The sequence below is a fragment of the Streptomyces sp. NPDC001339 genome (genome assembly GCF_042895955.1).
Taxonomy (GTDB): domain Bacteria; phylum Actinomycetota; class Actinomycetes; order Streptomycetales; family Streptomycetaceae; genus Streptomyces.
The window spans coordinates 16,285-34,100 of the sequence record NZ_JBIAWT010000014.1; the positions used below are offsets into that span (position 1 = coordinate 16,285).

General features: G+C 71.3%; 12 protein-coding genes. 4 read left to right on the forward strand and 8 right to left on the reverse strand.

What is annotated here, in order from left to right:
• Nucleotides 1-126 precede the first annotated feature (126 nt).
• Nucleotides 127-2,220 (reverse strand): FUSC family protein, encoded by a 2,094-nt coding sequence (locus ACFY12_RS31215; protein ID WP_390719301.1) that lies wholly within the window; start codon nucleotides 2,218-2,220, stop codon nucleotides 127-129.
• A gap of 228 nt (nucleotides 2,221-2,448) precedes the next feature.
• Nucleotides 2,449-2,916 carry a nuclear transport factor 2 family protein gene (locus ACFY12_RS31220; protein WP_390719302.1) on the reverse strand — a complete coding sequence of 156 codons (468 nt, stop codon included), beginning with the start codon at nucleotides 2,914-2,916 and terminating at the stop codon, nucleotides 2,449-2,451.
• A 68-nt stretch (nucleotides 2,917-2,984) separates the two neighbouring features.
• On the opposite strand from ACFY12_RS31220, the gene ACFY12_RS31225 reads away from it, so the two are divergent.
• Nucleotides 2,985-4,028, forward strand: coding sequence for an FAD-dependent oxidoreductase (locus tag ACFY12_RS31225; protein WP_390719303.1), 1,044 nt, complete (start codon nucleotides 2,985-2,987; stop codon nucleotides 4,026-4,028).
• A gap of 150 nt (nucleotides 4,029-4,178) precedes the next feature.
• Here ACFY12_RS31225 and ACFY12_RS31230 read toward each other — a convergent pair whose 3' ends face one another.
• The 3 genes from ACFY12_RS31230 to ACFY12_RS31240 all read right to left on the reverse strand — a co-directional run bounded on the left by ACFY12_RS31230 (nucleotide 4,179) and on the right by ACFY12_RS31240 (nucleotide 9,474).
• A complete protein-coding gene (locus ACFY12_RS31230; RefSeq protein ID WP_390719425.1) occupies nucleotides 4,179-5,906 on the reverse strand; it encodes a BCCT family transporter in 1,728 nt (575 codons plus the stop codon).
• Nucleotides 5,907-6,118: 212 nt separating this feature from the next.
• Nucleotides 6,119-7,459 carry a M14 family metallocarboxypeptidase gene (locus tag ACFY12_RS31235; protein ID WP_390719304.1) on the reverse strand — a complete coding sequence of 447 codons (1,341 nt, stop codon included), beginning with the start codon at nucleotides 7,457-7,459 and terminating at the stop codon, nucleotides 6,119-6,121.
• Nucleotides 7,456-9,474 carry a Xaa-Pro dipeptidyl-peptidase gene (locus tag ACFY12_RS31240; protein ID WP_390719305.1) on the reverse strand — a complete coding sequence of 673 codons (2,019 nt, stop codon included), beginning with the start codon at nucleotides 9,472-9,474 and terminating at the stop codon, nucleotides 7,456-7,458. The genes ACFY12_RS31235 and ACFY12_RS31240 overlap by 4 nt, the downstream gene beginning before the upstream one ends.
• A 192-nt stretch (nucleotides 9,475-9,666) precedes the next feature.
• On the opposite strand from ACFY12_RS31240, the gene ACFY12_RS31245 reads away from it, so the two are divergent.
• Nucleotides 9,667-11,178 carry a M1 family metallopeptidase gene (locus ACFY12_RS31245; RefSeq protein ID WP_390719306.1) on the forward strand — a complete coding sequence of 504 codons (1,512 nt, stop codon included), beginning with the start codon at nucleotides 9,667-9,669 and terminating at the stop codon, nucleotides 11,176-11,178.
• Between the two features lie 206 nt (nucleotides 11,179-11,384).
• Here ACFY12_RS31245 and ACFY12_RS31250 read toward each other — a convergent pair whose 3' ends face one another.
• Nucleotides 11,385-12,245, reverse strand: coding sequence for an oxygenase MpaB family protein (locus tag ACFY12_RS31250; RefSeq protein WP_390719307.1), 861 nt, complete (start codon nucleotides 12,243-12,245; stop codon nucleotides 11,385-11,387).
• A gap of 154 nt (nucleotides 12,246-12,399) precedes the next feature.
• Between ACFY12_RS31250 and sph the strand changes: the two genes are divergently transcribed.
• Complete coding sequence (gene sph / locus ACFY12_RS31255; RefSeq protein ID WP_390719308.1) at nucleotides 12,400-13,374, forward strand: sphingomyelin phosphodiesterase; 975 nt, start codon at nucleotides 12,400-12,402, stop codon at nucleotides 13,372-13,374.
• Between the two features lie 108 nt (nucleotides 13,375-13,482).
• Here the strand turns inward: sph and ACFY12_RS31260 are convergent, their stop codons facing one another.
• Both ACFY12_RS31260 and ACFY12_RS31265 read right to left on the reverse strand, forming a co-directional pair.
• Nucleotides 13,483-14,943 carry an amino acid permease gene (locus tag ACFY12_RS31260; protein ID WP_390719309.1) on the reverse strand — a complete coding sequence of 487 codons (1,461 nt, stop codon included), beginning with the start codon at nucleotides 14,941-14,943 and terminating at the stop codon, nucleotides 13,483-13,485.
• Between the two features lie 133 nt (nucleotides 14,944-15,076).
• Nucleotides 15,077-16,906, reverse strand: a complete 1,830-nt coding sequence (locus ACFY12_RS31265) for an AMP-dependent synthetase/ligase (RefSeq protein WP_390719310.1) — start codon at nucleotides 16,904-16,906, stop codon at nucleotides 15,077-15,079.
• A 125-nt stretch (nucleotides 16,907-17,031) separates the two neighbouring features.
• Here ACFY12_RS31265 and ACFY12_RS31270 point away from each other — a divergent pair, with 125 nt between their 5' ends.
• Entirely contained in the window at nucleotides 17,032-17,784 is a 753-nt protein-coding gene (locus ACFY12_RS31270; RefSeq protein ID WP_390719311.1) for a MerR family transcriptional regulator, read from the forward strand.
• Nucleotides 17,785-17,816 lie beyond the last annotated feature (32 nt).

Genomic DNA, 17,816 nt, shown 5'->3' on the forward strand with positions numbered 1-17,816 from the left:
ACCGGGGGCCGGCGGGTTCGCCACGGCCGCGCTGAACGCAACGCGCCGCCACGGCCGCGCTGCGCGCAACGCGTCGGCGCGGCCGGGTCGACCCGCCCCCGCCGGGTCAGCCAGCCCCCCGCCGGGTCAGCCCGCACCCGCGAAACCGCGGATGCGCTCCAGTTCGGCGGCCACGTCCGTGAGCGTGGCGCAGGCCGGGACCGGCCGGAGATCCCCGGCCGGGACGGTGGTGTCCCGTCGGTGGCGCGGGTCGTCCAGGGCGTCCGCCATGGCGGAGAGCGCCCGGCACAGTCGCTCCGACTCCTCGGGGTCCGGGCGGTGCGCGCCGTGGTCGAGGCGTACGGCGCAGGCGGTCGCGGCGTCCACAATGCGCTCGGCGGCGGTCACCACGGTCAGCCAGTCGGGGTTGCGGTCCCGGCCGGCGAGGAGTTCGGCCGCCGCGGTCTCCGCGGCCGTCCTCGCCTCCCCCAGCGCCCGGTACGCCGCGCGGCGCAGGGCCAGCCGCTCGGTGGGGTCCTGGCCGGGTTCCGCCTCCAGCACGTGCCGGAGGAACCGCTCGGTGGCGCGCAGCGCCGAGGTGACCCGCTGCCCGACCCGGCGGCGCGGATCGGCGAGCGCGGGCAGATGCCCGACGACGAGCACGATGCCGCAGGCGATGGAGGTGTCGACGATCCGCTCAGCGGCGGCCTGCGGGTCCCCGCTGACGTGCACGAACGCCAGCACCATCAGGGTGATCGCGACGGTCTGCAGGGCGAAGTGGCGGGTGGCGAACGGCAGCAGCGCCCCGCCCGCACCGGCCACCAGCGCGGGCCACCACGCCCCCGTCAGCGTCCCCATCAGCGGCCCCGCCAACAGCAGCCCCGCTCCGGCGAAGACCAGCACGCCGGCCACGGTTCCGGCGAAGCGGTTCACCGTACGGGAGAAGAGCGGGCCCAGATCGGGCTTGACGAGGAAGGTGGCGGTCGCCGGAAGCCAGTACCAGTGGTCGGCCCGCAGGAGCAGGGCCACCGCGGTGCTGACGGCGATGCAGACGGCGACCCGGAGGCCGTAGTCCCGCCCGGCGGGTCCGAACAGGCCGCGTCCGGGCCGGGTCCGCCCGGCGGCCACGCGCAGCGCGCGCCAGAGCGCGGACGCCGGGCTCCCGGCGTCGGGGATCATCCGCTGCTCAGCGGCGGCGCGCGCCCGGTCCCTCGCCGGTCCGCGCCCCTTCTCCGGCCCCTTCTCCGGTTGTCTCTTCGTTCCCGTCTCCGGCCGCGACGACGGCTCCCGGCGGGCGAAGGCCACCGCCGTGTCCAGCAGCGCCTGGTCGAACGCACCACGCGCGGCGGTGCTGGTCTCCGGGGCGGACACCTGTCCCGGGGCCTGCCCGGTGCGCAGCGCTTCGGCGAACTGCCGGGGGCTCCGGGCGACCCGGGCCGGCAGTGGGCGGGCCTCCCACAGCAGCGCCACGCTCGCCTCGCACAGCGCGGTGGCGGCGGCGAACCGCTCGGCCAGCAGGACCTCTTCCGTACGGACCGGCCGGCGCCACAGCCTGCTGGTCAGCCGGCGCAGCCGCAGGGCTTCGTCGGCGCGGTCCAGGGCGTCGGTGAGCCGGCGCCGGGCAGGCTCGGCACCGGGTCCGCCAACCGCTTCCAGGGCATCGGCGAGCACGTCGAAGACCCGGGCGACCGCCGCCCGCTCACCGCTGAGCGCACCGCCCGCCGGCCGGGGTGACCGCAGGACGAGGCGCAGCAGGAGCAGCCAGAGGCAGCCGGCGAGGACGTACAGGGCCTTCGCCCAGGGCGCGCCGGGAAGCGGCATCCCGGCGCCGAGGACGGTGGTGGCCAGCATCTGCATACCGGCGTTGGACCGCACCGGCCCGGCCACACTGCCGGCGCCGGAGACGAAGCCGACCGCGAACAGCGCCGGCACGATCCACCAGCCCGCACCGGCCGCCTGCAGCGAGGCGCCGATCAGCATGCCGAGCGACGAGGCGAGGGCGGGCAGGCCGATGCGGACGATGCCGGTGCGCCGGGTGCCGGGGCGGTCGTTGACGCCGGCCAGCATCGAGCCGAGACCGACCAGCACACCGGGCGCCGGATGGCCGGTCGCGATCCCCGCACCGAGCAGCGGCCCGGCGCACAGCGCACCTCGGGCGACGGCGGCCCAGGGAATGGGCAGCCGCTGCCAGCGGAACGGGTGCGCCAACCAGGTGGGGACGGCGCGCGGCGCGCGGAGCATGGGCCTCCTCAGACGACGGCGTACGGAAGAACGGCAAGCGGAATCCGAGGGGCGACATCGGCCGTCGGTGCTGCTACCAGCCTAAGGTCCCCATTTGTCCGCAACACGTCCGCAGCACTGCCGGAGGGTTACAAGATCACGAGCTGGGCCGGAGGGCCACCGGCTCAGCCGAGGGCTACCGGCTCGACGGAGGGCTACCGGCGGACCACGAGCTCGGCACCACCACGTTCAGGACGGCGTGCCCAGTCGCCTGGTCAGCCCTCCGAAGGGCAGGAACGTGGTGCGGGTGGCGAGCCGCCAACTGCCGTCGTCCTTGCGGAACGTGTCCTCGTAGTGACCCAAGTTGGCCGGGAGCTGCGGCGGGACCATGCCGTCGGTGTAGCCGTCCACACGGTAGGTCGCGAAGTAGGTGGTCGCGGCGGCCGTCACCGCGGAGTCCACGGTGACCAGGATGTTGGTACACATCCGGCGGGAGAGCCGGTCGGCGGGCCGGGAGCCGAAGTAGTCGCGGAGCGCCGCACGACCCTCGATCCGGCGACCGCCGGCCGGCCACTCCCAGACGCCGTCGGCGGTGAACAGTTCGGCCACCGCGCGAGGGTCCCCCAGGTCGAGGTGCCGGATGAACTCCAGTATCAGCCGCTCGCAGGCCCGCTCGGCGAGCAGACGGTCCATGGGGTCAAGTCCGTTGGTGTCCATGGCGCTTCCCTATCACCCGGAGCGGCCACGGCGGGCCCGTGGAACGGTCGACGGCCTAGCATTCCGGTATGGCGATCGACACAGGTGACGCAGGCGCAGGTGACGTGTGCGCAGGTGACGTGTGCGTGATCGGCGGCGGCGTGATCGGCCTGACGTCGACGGTCGCGCTGGCAGAGGACGGCCACCGGGTGCGGGTGCTCAGCCGGGACGCGGCGGGCGAGACGACGTCCGCGGTGGCCGGCGGGCTGTGCTGGCCCTACCGCATCCAGCCGTACGAGCAGGCGGTGCGGTGGGCCGTACGCTCCTTCCACGTACTCGCCGGACTGGCACGGAACCCGGAGGAGACGGGCGCCCGGATGGTGACCGGGACGATGGCGCGGGCGCACGTGACGGCAGGCCGTCCGGAGGACACGGACGACGGCCTGGCCTCCTGGTACGCCGCCGTACCCGGGATGCGGCCGGCCCGTGCGGACGAACTTCCCGAGGGATACGCATCGGGGTGGCGGGCCCGTACCCCTCTGGTGGATATGCCGGCCCATCTCCGCTACCTGGAAGGGCGGTTGACCGCAGCGGGCGGGAGCATCGAGCGGGACGAGGTCAGGTCTCTGGAGGCAGCGGGCCGAGCAGCGGACGTGGTCGTCAACTGCTCGGGGCTGGGCGCCCACGTTCTCGTGCCGGATCCGGATGTCCACCCGGTCCAGGGCCAGTTGGTGATCGTCGCCAACCCGGGCATCGAGGAGTGGTACGGCACAGCGGACCCGGGCGCCACGGAGACGACGTACGCGCTGCCGCAGCCGTACGGCCTGGTGCTGGGCGGTACGGCGCGGGCACACGCCTGGTCGCGGGAGCCCGATCCGGCGGTGGCGGAGGGGATCGTGGCGCGCTGCGCACGGCGTTTTCCGGAGCTGGCGCGGGCCCGGATCTTGGCTCACAGGGTGGGACTCCGCCCGGCCCGGTCCGCCGTGCGCCTGGAGGCGGAACGGCTGCCCGGCGGCACCCGCTGTATCCACAACTACGGGCACGGGGGCGCGGGGGTCACCGCCGCATGGGGCTGTGCCGACGAGGTGGTAGGGCTGGTCCGGGAGGCCCTGGAGGCCCCGGAGGCCGACTAGGACGAAAGGCCCACTGGGGCGAAGGGCCCACTGGGACGAAAACAGGCCTGATACGGCTTCGCAGCCGGACGCGGCCCGTGGAGGGCCAGGGTGTCCGGCCCTCCACGGGAGCGGATCCGCGCGCCGGCGGTCAGAGCCGGCGCGCCCGCGCTAGCCGGCTCCCCCTTCCCGGTCTCCAGGCCCACCTCCGGTCCCGCCTCCGCCTCCGCTTCCGGTCCCGCTTCCACTTCCGTTTCCGGTCCCGCTTTCGGTCCCAGTTCCGTTGCCGGTCCCGGTTCCGTCGCCGGTCCCATTGCCACCGGGGCCGATCTGGAGCGCGAAGTCGCCGTCGTACTGCTCATGGCCGGCGATCACCGCCATCTCGACGGCCTCCTCGCCCTTCTGCCCGCGCACGATCAGCGGATCGCTGCGCAGATCCCGGGTCAGCGCCCAGCACATCGCGATCATCACGACCATGAACGGCACCGCCACCAGGATCGTCAGGTTCTGCAGCCCGGTCAGCGCGTCGTCCGAGCCGCCGCCGATCAGCAGCATGATCGCGGCGACCGCACCGGTCACCACGCCCCAGAAGACCACCATCAGCCGGCTCGGCTCCAGGGTCCCCTTCTGCGACAGCGTCCCCATGACGATGGACGCGGCATCGGCTCCGGAGACGAAGAAGATGCCGACCAGGACCATGACGAGGATGCTCATCACCGTGAAGAGCGGGTACTGGTGCAGGACGTCGAAGAGCCGGCCCTCGGGGGTGGCCGAGCCACTGAGCCGCTTGCCGTCCTGCAGCTTCATGGCCGAACCGCCGAACACCGCGAACCACAGCAGGCTCACCACGCTCGGTACGAGGATGACCCCGCCGACGAACTGACGGATCGTCCGGCCGCGGCTGATCCGGGCGATGAACATCCCCACGAAGGGTGTCCAGGAGATCCACCACGCCCAGTAGAACACCGTCCAGGTGCGCAGCCAGTCGCCCACTTCGGCACCGCTGGCCGCCTCCGTACGGCCGGCCAGCTGCGGCAGCTCGCCGAGGAACGAACCGAGGGAGGTCGGCAGGAGGTTGAGGATGAGGACGGTCGGGCCGGCCACGAAGACGAAGACCGCCAGGACCACCGCCAGCACCATATTGATGTTGGACAGCAGCTGGATGCCCTTGGCGATACCCGAGACCGCGGAGAGGATGAAGGCGATGGTCAGGACGGTGATGACGGCGACCAGCAGGCTGGTGCCGACACCGTCCATCCAGCCCAGCACCTTGATGCCGCTGCCGATCTGCAGCGCTCCGAGCCCGAGCGAGGCCGCGGAGCCGAAGAGGGTGGCGAAGATGGCCAGGATGTCGATGACCCGGCCGCCCCAGCCGTTCGCCCGCCGTGTGCCGATGAGGGGAGTGAACACCGCGCTGATCGTCTGCCGTCTCCCCCGCCGGAAGCAGCTGTACGCGATGGCCAGCCCCACGACCGCGTAGATGGCCCATGGGTGCAGTGTCCAGTGGAACAAGGTCGTGGCCATGGCGGTGTCCATGGCCTGGGCCGCGTCCTTGGGATCGGTGCCCGGGGGCGGGCTGGTGAAGTGCCCCAGCGGCTCGCTGACTCCGTAGAACATCAGCCCGATGCCCATACCCGCGCTGAACATCATCGCGATCCAGGACACGGTGCGGAATTCGGGCGGCTCGCCCTCCTTGCCGAGCGTGATCCGGCCGTACTTGCCGACGGCCAGCCAGATCGCGAAGATCACAAAGCCGGAGGAGGCGAGCACAAATGCCCAGCCTCCGTTGTCCATCACCCAGTTCAGCATCGCCGTCGATGCGTTCTTGAGCGAGGTGGTGGAGGTCGCTCCCCACCCGATGAAGGCCAGGGTGAGCAGCGCGGTCACACCGAAGACCACACGGTCGGTCTGCGGCGGCCCGGCTCGCCGCGAGTCGCCGGTGTGGCCGGAGTTGCCGGTGTGAACGGAGTCTCCGGCGTGGCCGGGGTCGCCGTTGTTTCGCTGACTCGCGTCCCGTTTGCCGGGTTCTGTCTCGTGAGAGTCTCTCTTGATTGTCTCCGACACGCATCGACCTTTCGATCGGCCATGATTTTCCTGCCGCTTACCCCCTCTCACACAGGGCAGTCGTCCATGGGCACCGCAACCGCAAGGTGATATCCGGCCCGTTGGTCCAGCAGCAGCGGGACGAGGGCGCGCAGCGACTGACGCAGCGGGACGACCGCGCCGTCGGCCGGGTCCGTTCGCCACGTCAGGCCGTGCAGGGCCAATTCATCTCCCACGCGGTCCAGTTGCTCCGCGTCCAGGCGGTATGCGCAGGGTGGGTCGGAGAGGGTCTGCGCGCCGGTGGGGGGTGCGTTGTCGGCGCCGCCGAGGTAGACCGGGCCGTGGTCGGCGTATCCGGCGAGCCGGGCTGCGGTGGTGGCCGCTTCGATGCGTGCGCGGTGACGGCCGAAGAAGGTGAACGCACCCTTCAGCGCGGCGAGGTGGGAGTCGACCCGGCGCCGGTTGTTGAGTGCGGGGTCGGCCTGCTCGGCGGCGGTGAGGGGGTCGATACGGGTCTCGACGAGCAGCCCGAGGGAGCCCTTGACGCCCACGGTGTTGCGGAGGATGCGCTCCTGGCCGTCGCCCGCGACCTGCTTGACGGGCTCATCGGTCTCCGGGTCGGTCCAGATTCCGTAGACCCCGGCACTGAATCCGGCGTTCCGGACGGCGGGTCCGACGAACTCCTCGGCGAGTGCGCCGGACTCGTGGTGCACCGCCTCCGAGGTGTTCGGGTTGCGCGGCCAGAGGGAGAGCAGGTCCTTCGTGTAGTACGGGACGGTGGCGTCGTACTCGTGCAGGTCCAGGACGGAGTCGGGGCGGTAGTCGCGGAGAACCCTGGCCATGGCACGGGCCTCGGCGGTCCGCAGGGCGAGGTGGTCGCGGTTGATGTCCTTCCCGTCGGCGTTGCCCCGGGTGTTCGCCGCCCGGCCGTCGGGGTTGGCGGTCGGTACGACGAGCACGCTGGTGCGTTCCAGGAAGCGCCGGGTGGCCCGGTCCCTGGCGTAGGCGAGGTCGCGGATGGTGGAGAGGCAGGCCTCGCGGCCGGAGGGCTCGTCGCCGTGCTGGGCACAGATCAGCAGGACGGAGTTGCCGCGCCGTACGTCGGCGGGGCGCTCCGGGGCGGGAGCGCCGATGCGGACGAGTTGCAGCGGGCGGCCCTGCTCGGTGGTGCCGATCCGGTCGATCCGTACGCGTGGGGTGGCGCGGTCGACGGCGGCGAGGAACGTCTGCTCCTCGGGCTGGCTGGTCCAGCGCGCGCCATGGCTGGTTTCGAACCCCGTACGGGGTGTCCGGGTTCCGGCGGCATCGGCCGGGGTGGCGGGCAGGGTCGCGCCGAGCGTGGCGGTCAGGGCGAAGGCCAGCGCCCCTAAGACGAGGAGTCGTCCGGCACGGCGGGAGCGGAGTGTCACGAGGAGGTGCCTCCCTCGGGTGAGTGGCGGGGAAGGGGACGCGGGACCGGCGTGAGGGAGCGCGGCGGGGTGATCCCGGCGAGCGGTGCGCCGCCCGTGTGCGGGGACACCCCCGCAGTGGCCCCCGCAGTGGCCCCCGCAGTGGCCCGTGCGAAGGCCGGGTAACCCCCGGTCAGCGGCAGTGCAGCCGCAGTACGGGAGAGATCGAGGGTGAGCGTCGGCCGGGACGCGGGTGGGTCGATCAGGCCGGCGTCGGTACCGGCCACGATCAGTGCGAGCCGGTGTCCGGCGGGCACGATGTGGTCGGCGGCGGCCAGGTCGAGGGTGAGGGTGTACGGCTTTCCCGGGGTGAGCGGGCGGCCGTGGTGGGGGTCGGCGTAGTTGCCGAGGTCGGCCCAGCCGCGGCTGAAGACGGTGTGCGCCACCTTCCGGGTGTCGGCGGCGGTCTCCTTGAAGCAGCCGCTGTCGCCCGTGATGCCGGCTCCCCAGCAGGTGCGGTGGCCGAGGGTGGTGATGCCCTCACCGGCGGCGGCGTAGTCGCGGATGGTGTCGGGGCCCAGGTCCACCAGGACGGCGGAGAGATGGGCGGTCGAGGTGCTCGGGGTGGCGGTCACGGTCACCGTTCCGGAGCCGGACAGCCGCAGGGGCGCACGCAGTGGGCCGGTGGTGAAACCGGCCTTGGCGGTGGTGGATTGGTCGATCCGGGCCGCCCAGTCGGCCTCGCTCAGCGACGGGTCGTCGGTGAAGGTCTCGGTCGCGCCCTGCGGGGCCGGTGTGGTGCCGAGGACGCCGACGCCGGGCGCGGAGCCGTTGTCCGGCCGCAGTGTGGTGGTCCGGGTGCCGGGGGCGGGCCACTGCGGATCGGTGGACCAGGTGCCGGGCGAGCGCTCGATATCGGCCATGGGGGCGCGTTCGATGCCGTTGTCGTAGCCCAGCAAATAGTGGTCGAACCAGTGGTGCAGGGTCTTGACCCAGGCTCCGCGCCGGAGGTCGAACGGATCGACGTGCCCAGCCTGGGAGAGCCAGATCTTCCGCTCCACGCCGTGCCGGGCGAGCGCCTCCCACCACTGGCCGGCGTGCCGGGTGCGGACGTTGAGGTCCTGCAGACCGTGCACCATGAAGACACTGGCCCGGACCCGGCCGGCGTCACGGACGTAGTCCCGCTCGGTCCACAGATCCGTCCAGTCGCCGCTGCGCGGCGCACCGTCGACCAGTCTCTGCTGTACCGCGGCGCAGCGTTTCTTCGCCTCCGGGCTGTCGACCAGGCTGCCGAGCCCGTCAGGTCCTGAGCCGTTGAGCGGAGCGCCCTTGGCGAAGTAGTAGTCGTACCAGGAGGAGATACCGGCGATCGGGACGATGGTCTTCAGGCCCTCGACGCCGGTGGCCGCGACGCCGTTGGCGATGGTGGCGTCCCAGCTCTTGCCGATCATTCCGGTGCTGCCGCTGGCCCAGTCGGCCGTGGCGGGCCGGCCTCCGGTACGGGTGGTGTAGGCGCGGCCCCGGCCGCCGAGCCAGTCGACGACGGCCTTGGCGGACAGGATGTCCGAGCGGCCGCCGACGTCGGCACAGCCGTCGGAGCGGTTGGTGCCCGCCAGGTCGACGAGGACCGTGGCATAGCCACGCGGTACGAAGTAGTTGTCGTAGAAGAGCGGGAACTGGACCGGCCGTCCCTGGGCGTCGTAGGTCTTCTTCTGGCTTTCGTTGCCGCGTCCGCAGCAGGAGTAGTACGGACTGGCGTCCATGATCACGGGTATCCGAAGGCCCTGCTGGGCGGGTTCGGACGGCCGCACGATGTCGACGGCGACCCGGTCGGTCCTGCCGTCCGAGTCGCCGTCCAGCCGGGTGTCCACCCAGACCGATTCGCGTATCGCGCGGTCGTAGGAGTAGACGGGGCGGCTCTCACCGGGTGCCGCCTGCGCGGCGGACGGCCCGATCAGTCCGGCCAGCAGCGCGGCGACGGCCGTCAGCGCGAGTACGGTGAAGGAGATGCGGGGAAACCGCGCGGGATTCGTCACGAGGCGGACGGTAGCGCGGCACAACTCCCCTGCGTAAGGGCGTATATGGCGGCGGTGGTGCGGCCGGTCACAGCGAGGTGGCGAGGTGGTTCATGTCGATCATGTGTCAGATCGCACCATGTACATGACGTGGACCCCGGACAGTACATAAGGTCCCGGATGAGAGCCATCCCCCTACGAGTTGGAGGACTCGTGCGTCACAGACTTATCGTCCCGGGCGCGGCCGCCCTCAGTCTGCTGCTGGCGATCCCGGCATCGGCTGCCGACTTCCAGCCCGGGGCCCCGGGGGTGGGTGACAGCTACTACCCCGCGAGCGGAAACGGCGGGTACGACGTCTCCCACTACGACCTGCGGCTCAAGTACCAGCCGAAGACGGATCTGCTGGAGGGTACGGCGACGCTGCTCGCCACGACCACCCAGAACCTCTCCCGCTTCAACCTGGACTTCGGCCTCAAGGTCAGCGAGATCCGGGTCAACGGCAAGAAGGCCGCCTTCACCACCTCCGGCCAGCATGAGCTGGAGGTCACCCCGGCCGCCCCGCTGGAGAAGGGCAAGGCGATCAGCGTGGTGGTGCGCTACGCCGGCAAGCCCTCCGAACTGAAGATCGACGGCTTCACCGCCTGGGCCCGTACGCCCGACGGCGGCGTGGTGGCACAGGAGCCGCACGGCGCCGCGTGGTGGTTCCCGAGCAACGACCACCCCACCGACAAGGCGACGTACGACATCTCGGTGGCGGTCCCGGACGGCACCCAGGCGCTCAGCAACGGCGTTCTGCTGTCGGAGACCTCCAAGCTCGGCTGGACGCGCTACAACTGGCGCTCGGACAAGCCGCAGTCCACGTACCTGACGACGCTGGCGGTCGGCAAGTTCGACATCACCAAGGACACCACCGCCAACGGACTGCCGGTCATCAACGCCGTCAGCAAGGACCTCGGCGCCAACACGGGTGCGGCCAAGGCCAGCATCGAGCGCACCGCCGAGGTCGTGGAGTGGGAGGAGGGCGTCTTCGGCCCGTACCCCTTCAACGCGCTGGGCGGGTATGTGCCGAACGTACCGGCCGGGTACGCGCTGGAGACCCAGACCCGGCCGTTCTACGGGAAGCAGGCCTTCGACCGCGGCACCAACGTGTCGGTGGTCGTGCACGAGCTGGCGCACCAGTGGTACGGCGACAGCGTGTCCCTCAAGGACTGGAAGGACATCTGGGTCCACGAGGGCTTCGCCCGCTACGCCCAGTGGCTGTGGTCGGAGAAGGAGGGTGAGGGCACCGCCCAGCAGCTCGCGGAGTACGTCTACCAGCAGCACCCGGCCGACGACCCGTTCTGGAAGGTCAAGCCCGGTGACCCCGGCGCGAAGAACCAGTTCGACATCGCCGTCTACGACCGGGGGGCGCTGGCCCTCCAGGCGCTGCGCAACAAGCTCGGCGACAAGGCCTTCTTCGGGCTCCTCAAGTCCTGGCCGACCGAGAACAGGTACGGCAACGGTTCGGTGGCCGACTTCGTGAAGTTCGCGGAGAAGAAGTCCGGTGAGCGGCTCGCCGGCTTCTTCGACACCTGGCTGTTCCAGACCGCCAAGCCGTCCTTCGGGGCGGCCAAGGGCGCCACGATAGCCGCGCCGAGCACGAAGCCGGTGGCGCAGCCGAAGTCGTGGAAGGCGATCGCCGCCACGAACGAGGTGCACGAGTCCCACGGGGCGCACGGGCACTGAGTGACAGCGGCCTCAGGGCTGACTCGGGGCCGCCTCAGGGCTGACTCGGGGTCAGCTCGGCATCAGCTCAGGGCCGGCCGAGGCGGGCCGAGGATCAGCTGAGGGGAGCCGGGGCGGTGTCACGCCCCGGCTCCCCGGCCGTGGTATCGCCGGGCTCCGCCGCGGCACCGCACTGCCGCCCCACCCCGCCCCGCCGTGTCAGCGTGTCACCGCCGGGCCGCCCGGCGAGCCCGGCGCGCGACGGGCATATAGCGCAGCCGCTCCGGCAGCAGGGGGACGACGGTACGCACCACCCGTCCGAAGCGGCGCAGCCGGCGCTCCTGGACGTCCGTCCACTCCAGCCCGATGGCACGCCGGGCGTCCGGCGGCATCAGGCCGATCGTGACGAACCTCCGGAAGCGGGCGAACCCGGGTCGGAGCCACGGCCAGGTCAGCCGGAGCAGCAGCCGCACCCACCGGGGCCCGCGGTCGGGGACCGGGAGCGGCGGGTCGGTGGCGATCAACTCCCGTACCACCGCGGTCTCTTCGAGTTCCTCCTCCAGGACTCTGCGGTAGTACGGCCAGAACTCCTCGATGGTCTGCGGCATATCGCGGTCGTGAATGCCGAGGACACGCCCGACCTGAAGCCACTCCGCGTACAGCCGGCGCTCCTGCTCCTCGGTGAAGGGACGGCCGAGATACCGCTGGACGTGCCGGAAGACGGGGTAGCCGGTGGCGTGCACCCAGGCGTAGCAGGCAGGGGTGAGCGCGTGGTAGGTACGGCCGTGGGCATCGGTCCCCTGGATGGTCCGGTGCAGCCGGCGCAGCCGGCGCCCCTCCTGCGCCGCGCCCTCGCCTCCGTACACCCACAGCTGCAGCGAGACCAGCGACCGCTCACCGCGTCCCCATGGGTCCGTACGGAAGACGGAGTGGTCGTCCACACCGGCGCCCACCGCCGGGTGCGCGACCTGCAGGGCGATCGCGGGCGGCAGGGTCAGCAGCATGCGGATGTCACCGGCCAGCGACCAGAGCACCCCTCCGACCGGTGGAGGGTGCGGGCCGCCGGTGTCCGCGTTCTCCGCACTCATGACATTCATCATCATACGGCGGCACCCCCCTCCGGACCTCTCGCTCCGAATCCCCCTCTCCGTCACCTCTTCACACCCCGATGGTTACCTGGAAGTAACCACGACTGCTTGGATAAGTCGCGGACCAACCCCCCACCCCCCAAAGGGAGTTCCCGTGCCGCACTCCGCGCTGCGCACAGCCCGGGCCGCCGCGACCGCCGCCGTCCTGGCCGCCGTCCCCCTCACGGCCCTGTCCCCCACGGCGTCGGCCGCCACCGCCCCCCATCTGAAGGTGCTGTCCTACAACACCTTCCTGATGAGCAAGAACCTCTACCCCAACTGGGGCCAGGACCACCGCGCGCGGGCGATCGCGGCCGCGGGCTTCTTCCGGGGCAACGATGTGGTCGTGCTCCAGGAAGCGTTCGACAACTCCTCCTCGGACGCACTGAAGTCCGACGCCTCGGCGCAGTACCCCCACCAGACCCCGGTGGTCGGCCGGAGCAAGAGCGGCTGGGACGCCACCGGCGGCGCCTACTCCGCCGCCACCCCGGAGGACGGCGGGGTGACACTGCTGAGCAAGTGGCCGATCCTGCGCAAGGAGCAGTACATCTACAAAGACGCCTGCGGTGCGGACTCCCTGTCCAACAAGGGCTTCGTCTACGCGGTACTGGACGTCAACGGCGCGAAGGTGCACGTCGTCGGCACGCACACCCAGTCCACCGACTCGGGCTGCGCGACGGGCGAGGCGGCCGCCGACCGCGCCAGGCAGTTCAAGGAGCTGGACGCCTTCCTCGACGCCAAGCACATTCCGGCGGACGAGGAGGTCATGGTCGCCGGCGATCTGAATGTCGACTCACGCAGCGCCGAGTACGACGCCCTGCTCAACAACGCCGACCTGGCTCCCGCCGACGGCCGTACCGGCCACCCGTACTCCTTCGACACCCGGGAGAACTCCATAGCGAAGTACCGCTACCCGGACGACCCCCGTGAGGACCTCGACTACGTCCTGCACCGCAACGGCCACGCCCGGCCCGGCGGATGGCGGAACGAGGTGATCAAGGAGGAGTCGGCGCCCTGGACCGTCTCCAGCTGGGGCAAGGACTACACCTACACCAACCTCTCCGACCACTATCCGGTGATCGGCGGCTGAGCCGCCGGGCCCGTCCGGGACCCGGTGCGGCCGCACGCAAGGGCGGCCGCGGACGCCTTCCGGCCTCCGCGACCGCCCTGACCTGCTACGGGTGTCGCTACCGCGCGACTACTTCGCCTGCTCCCGTTCCTTGGCGATCCGGGCCACCCGGCCGCGTACCGCGTACCAGCCGGCGACCAGGGCCACCGCGAGGACCGGGATCAGCATCACGGTCTGCCGGCCGACACCGTCGTCGAACCACATCAGGACGATCACGCCGAGCAGGAAGGCGATCGTGGCGATATCGGTGACCGGCGTGCCCGGCAGACGGAAGCGCGGACGCGTGGCCAGCCCCTGCTTGGCGCGGCGCACGAACACCATGTGACAGACCATGATCGTGCACCAGGTGCTGATGATGCCCAGCGCGGCGATGTTGATCACGATCTCGAACGCCTGGCCCGGCAGCCAGTAGTTGAGCCCGACGCCGAGCACACACACCGCGGAGGTGAGCATGATGCCGCCGTACGGTACCTGGTTGCGGTTCATCAGGCCGGCGAACTTCGGCGCGGAGCCGGCCATCGACATGGAGCGCAGGATGCGGCCGGTCGAGTAGAGCCCGGAGTTCAGGCTGGACATCGCCGCGGTGAGCACGACGAGGTTCATCACATCGCCCGCCGCCGGGACGCCGACGTGCGACAGCACCGTGACGAAGGGGCTCTCACTGCCGGTGTACTTCTCCCACGGCAGCAGCATCGCGAGCAGGACCACCGAGCCGACGTAGAAGACGCCGACCCGCCACATGATGGAGTTCACGGCCTTCGGCACGACCTTGTGCGGCTCCGCGGTCTCACCCGCGGTGACGCCGACCAGCTCGACCGCGGAGTAGGCGAAGACGACGCCCTGGAGCACGATCACCACGGGCAGCAGGCCGGTCGGGAAGAAGCCTCCGTTGTCGGTGATCAGATTCAGCCCCGGCGTGTGGCCGTCGACCGGGTGCTGGGTGGCCAGCAGGAAGATGCCGATGAACATGAAGACGACCAGCGCGGCGACCTTGATGATCGCGAACCAGAACTCCAGCTCACCGAAGATCTTCACGGAGATCAGGTTCACCGCCAGCACGACCGCCAGCGCGATCAGCGCCATCACCCACTGCGGGATGTCGGTGAACAGGCTCCAGTAGTGCGTGTAGAGGGCGATCGCGGTGATGTCGGCGATACCGGTGGTCGACCAGTTGACGACGTACATCCAGCCGGCGACGTAGGCGCCCTTCTCACCCAGGAACTCCCGGGCGTAGGAGACGAACGAACCGGACGACGGTCGGTGCAGCACCAGCTCGCCGAGGGCGCGGACGACGAAGAAGGCGAAGACGCCGCAGACCGCGTAGGCGACGGCCAGGGCGGGACCGGCGGAGTGCAGCCGGCCGCCGGCGCCCAGGAACAGGCCGGTGCCGATCGCCCCGCCGATGGCGATCATGTTGATGTGGCGGCCCTTGAGGCCCTTGCTGTAGCCCGCGTCGCCCGCGTCCTGCTGCGCGCCGCTCCCCCCGTCAGGTGACCTGTGGGCTGTCTCGGTGACGGTTTCCGTGCTCACTGCTGGTGGTTCTCGCTTTCGGGCAGGCCGCTTGCCGTCGGGCAGGCGATCGAGCGAAGGCCGGATCCCGCGGTTCACACGGTCGGCCGCCGGACACCTTCCCCGAAGACCGGCCCCCCGTCTGTGGGCAAGATCACACCATGTATAGGCCATCCAATATCTGTCCGTATTTGTCCCGGATTGCCCGGCGGCATAATTTCAAGGACGGCGTCAGTTCGCCCGTCTCCACCCCCCACTCCTCGCCCAGCAACGCGAATTTCTTGACTTGTTCTGTTCGGTTCAAGCGCGAATTCGCCGCCTCGACGGCTCGCTCCACCTCGGCCCGCACCTCCGGATGCCCGGCCAGCTCCCGCAGCGTCCCCCCGATACCGCGCCGCGCCGCCCAGGCAGCGGCCGGCTCCGGGTCCAGGACGAGCAGCGCGACCAGGTAGGACCGGCCGTCCCCGTGCACCATCGCCTGGCCGATGAGCGGGTGCTCCTTGAGGGTGTTCTCGACCAGCGCGGGCGAGACGTTCTTGCCCGTCGAGGTCACGATCATTTCCTTCTTGCGATCGGTCAGCCAGAGGAAGCCGTCCTCGTCGATCCGGCCGATGTCACCCGTCGCGAACCAGCCACCGGCACCGGTCGCCGGCTCCACCGCCCCGTCGGCCCGCAGGTACCCCTCGCACACGGTCCGCCCCCGGACCTCGATCTCCCCGTCCGCGGCCGTACGCACCTCCACACCGTCGATCGGACGGCCGACCGAGCCGAGCCGGAACGCCCGGGGGCCGTTCGCCGTGCACACCCCGGCCGTCTCCGTCAGTCCCCAGGCATCCATGATCACGATGCCCAGGCCGGCCCAGAACCGCACCACGTCCGGGGGCATCGGCGCGGAAGCGCTCGCCGTCCACACCAGCCGGTCGAAACCCACCATGGCCAGCAGCGGACCGAGCACCTCGGCCTTCGCCACGGCGTACCCCTCCGCCAGCGCGGCGGAGGGGCGCTCACCCCGCTCCTGGCACGCGAGGTACGCGCGGGCCTGCTCGCCCGCCGCCTCGACAGCCGCCCGCCGCTCCTCGGGGAGCCGTGCCAGCGCGGCCCGTACCGACGCCGCGAGCTTCTCCCACACCCGTGGTACGCCGAAGAACTCCGCCGGACGCAGCTCGCGCGCGGCCTCCGCGACCGTCGCCGGATCCGCGCAGAGGTGGACGTGCGCGGCGCGGAAGACCGGCAGGTAGAGGCCCAGCAGCCGCTCGGCGATATGCGCGAAGGGGAGGTAGCACAGGTGCGCGGCGTGGTCGGGCAGCTCCACCACCTGGTCCAGCGCCACCGCGTTGAGCAGCACATTGCGGTGGCTGATCACGACGCCCTTGGGCTCACCGGTGGTGCCGGAGGTGTAGACGACGGTCAGGGTGTCCCCCGCCGCCACCTGCCGCCAGCCGTCCTCGAACGCCGCGGGGTCGTACCGCGACGCTCCCCGCTCGGCCAGGTCCGCATACGTCTCGTGCCCACCCGCTTCCTCGGGGCCCTCCACGTCGACGATCACCAGCTTCTCCAGCCGGGCCGCCGGATCGTCGAGCAGCGGCTCCCAGCGTTCCCGTTCCCGGGTCCCCTCCAGTACGGCGAAGCGGGCCCTGCTGTGCCGGGCGATCTGGGCGATCTGTCCGGGCGCGGCGGTGCCGTACACCGTCACCGGAACCGCTCCGAGGTGCACCAGGGCGAGGTCGCTGAGCCAGTGTTCCGGGCGGTTGCCCATCATCAGGAGGATGATCTCGCCGCGCCGTACGCCGAGCGAGCGATAGCCGGCGGCCAGTTCCGCGACCCGGCGGCGGGCCTCGGCCCAGCTCAGCGTGTGCCGGCCGGTGCGACCGTCCGCGCGCCAGGAGAGCGCGGGCAGTTCGCCGTGGTCCTCGGCGTTGCGTAACAGCAGGGCGGGGAGGGTGACTTCGCCCGGTGCACCGGGCATGCGCAGGATCGTGGTCAACGCGGCCTCCGGATGATGTGGCCTGATCTGCGGACCGAACTGCGGGACCGGCTGCGGGGTGCGGTGCGGTCGGAACCGTTTCCCGAAGGTTTCACAAGAGTGGTGAGACAGCAATACTGTTGAACATGAGTGAGTCCGCCACCGGTCTGACCGTCGACGAACTGGCCGCCCGGGCCGGCGTCACGGTCCGCACGATCCGCTTCTACAGCACCCGCGGTCTGCTGCCACCGCCGGAGATCGGTCCACGCCGGGTCGGCCGTTACGGACCGGACCACCTCTCGCGGCTCGCGCTCATCGAGGAGCTCCAGCACCAGGGGCTGACGCTCTCGGCGATCGAACGCTATCTGGGGCAGCTGCCGCCCGACCTGAGCGCCCAGGACCTGGCCATCCACCGTGCGCTGGTGGCGAGTTGGGTACCGGACAAGGCGGAGGACGCCACCCGCGACCAGTTGGAGCGGCGGATCGGCCGGGAGCTGACCGAGGAGGACCTGGACCGGCTGGCGGCCATGAGCGTGCTCGTCCGGACCGAGGACCCGCAGATCTTCCGGGTCGACCCCGGACTGCTGCACCTGGGCACCCGGCTGCTGGACGTACCGCTCTCGCTGGACAGCATCCTCGCGGCCCGCACCGTCGTCATCGAGCACACCCGCGCCGCGGCCCGCGAGCTCAGCCGGCTCTTCCGGGACGAGGTAGGGGAGCCGTATCGGGACAGCACGCCGGACGCGGAGGAGAGAGCGCGGATGAAGTCGCTCTCGGCCCATATGCAGCCGATGGTGGTGCAAGCACTGGTCACCGCCTTCCAGCGGTCGATGAAGCAGGAGCTGCGGGAGTGGCTCGGCGACGGCCCCGGCCACCCCGACACCGCCGCGCAGGGGTGACGGGGCGGGCCGCGGCGGCCCGCCCCGTCCCG

What these genes read in the sequence shown, in the direction of transcription:
- ACFY12_RS31215 (WP_390719301.1), bottom strand. Translation starts at nt 2,220, where the DNA reads ATGCTCCGCGCGCCGCGCGCCGTCCCCACCTGGTTGGCGCACCCGTTC.
- ACFY12_RS31220 (WP_390719302.1), bottom strand. Translation starts at nt 2,916, where the DNA reads ATGGACACCAACGGACTTGACCCCATGGACCGTCTGCTCGCCGAGCGG.
- ACFY12_RS31225 (WP_390719303.1), top strand. Translation starts at nt 2,985, where the DNA reads ATGGCGATCGACACAGGTGACGCAGGCGCAGGTGACGTGTGCGCAGGT.
- ACFY12_RS31250 (WP_390719307.1), bottom strand. Translation starts at nt 12,245, where the DNA reads ATGAGTGCGGAGAACGCGGACACCGGCGGCCCGCACCCTCCACCGGTC.
- ACFY12_RS31270 (WP_390719311.1), top strand. Translation starts at nt 17,032, where the DNA reads ATGAGTGAGTCCGCCACCGGTCTGACCGTCGACGAACTGGCCGCCCGG.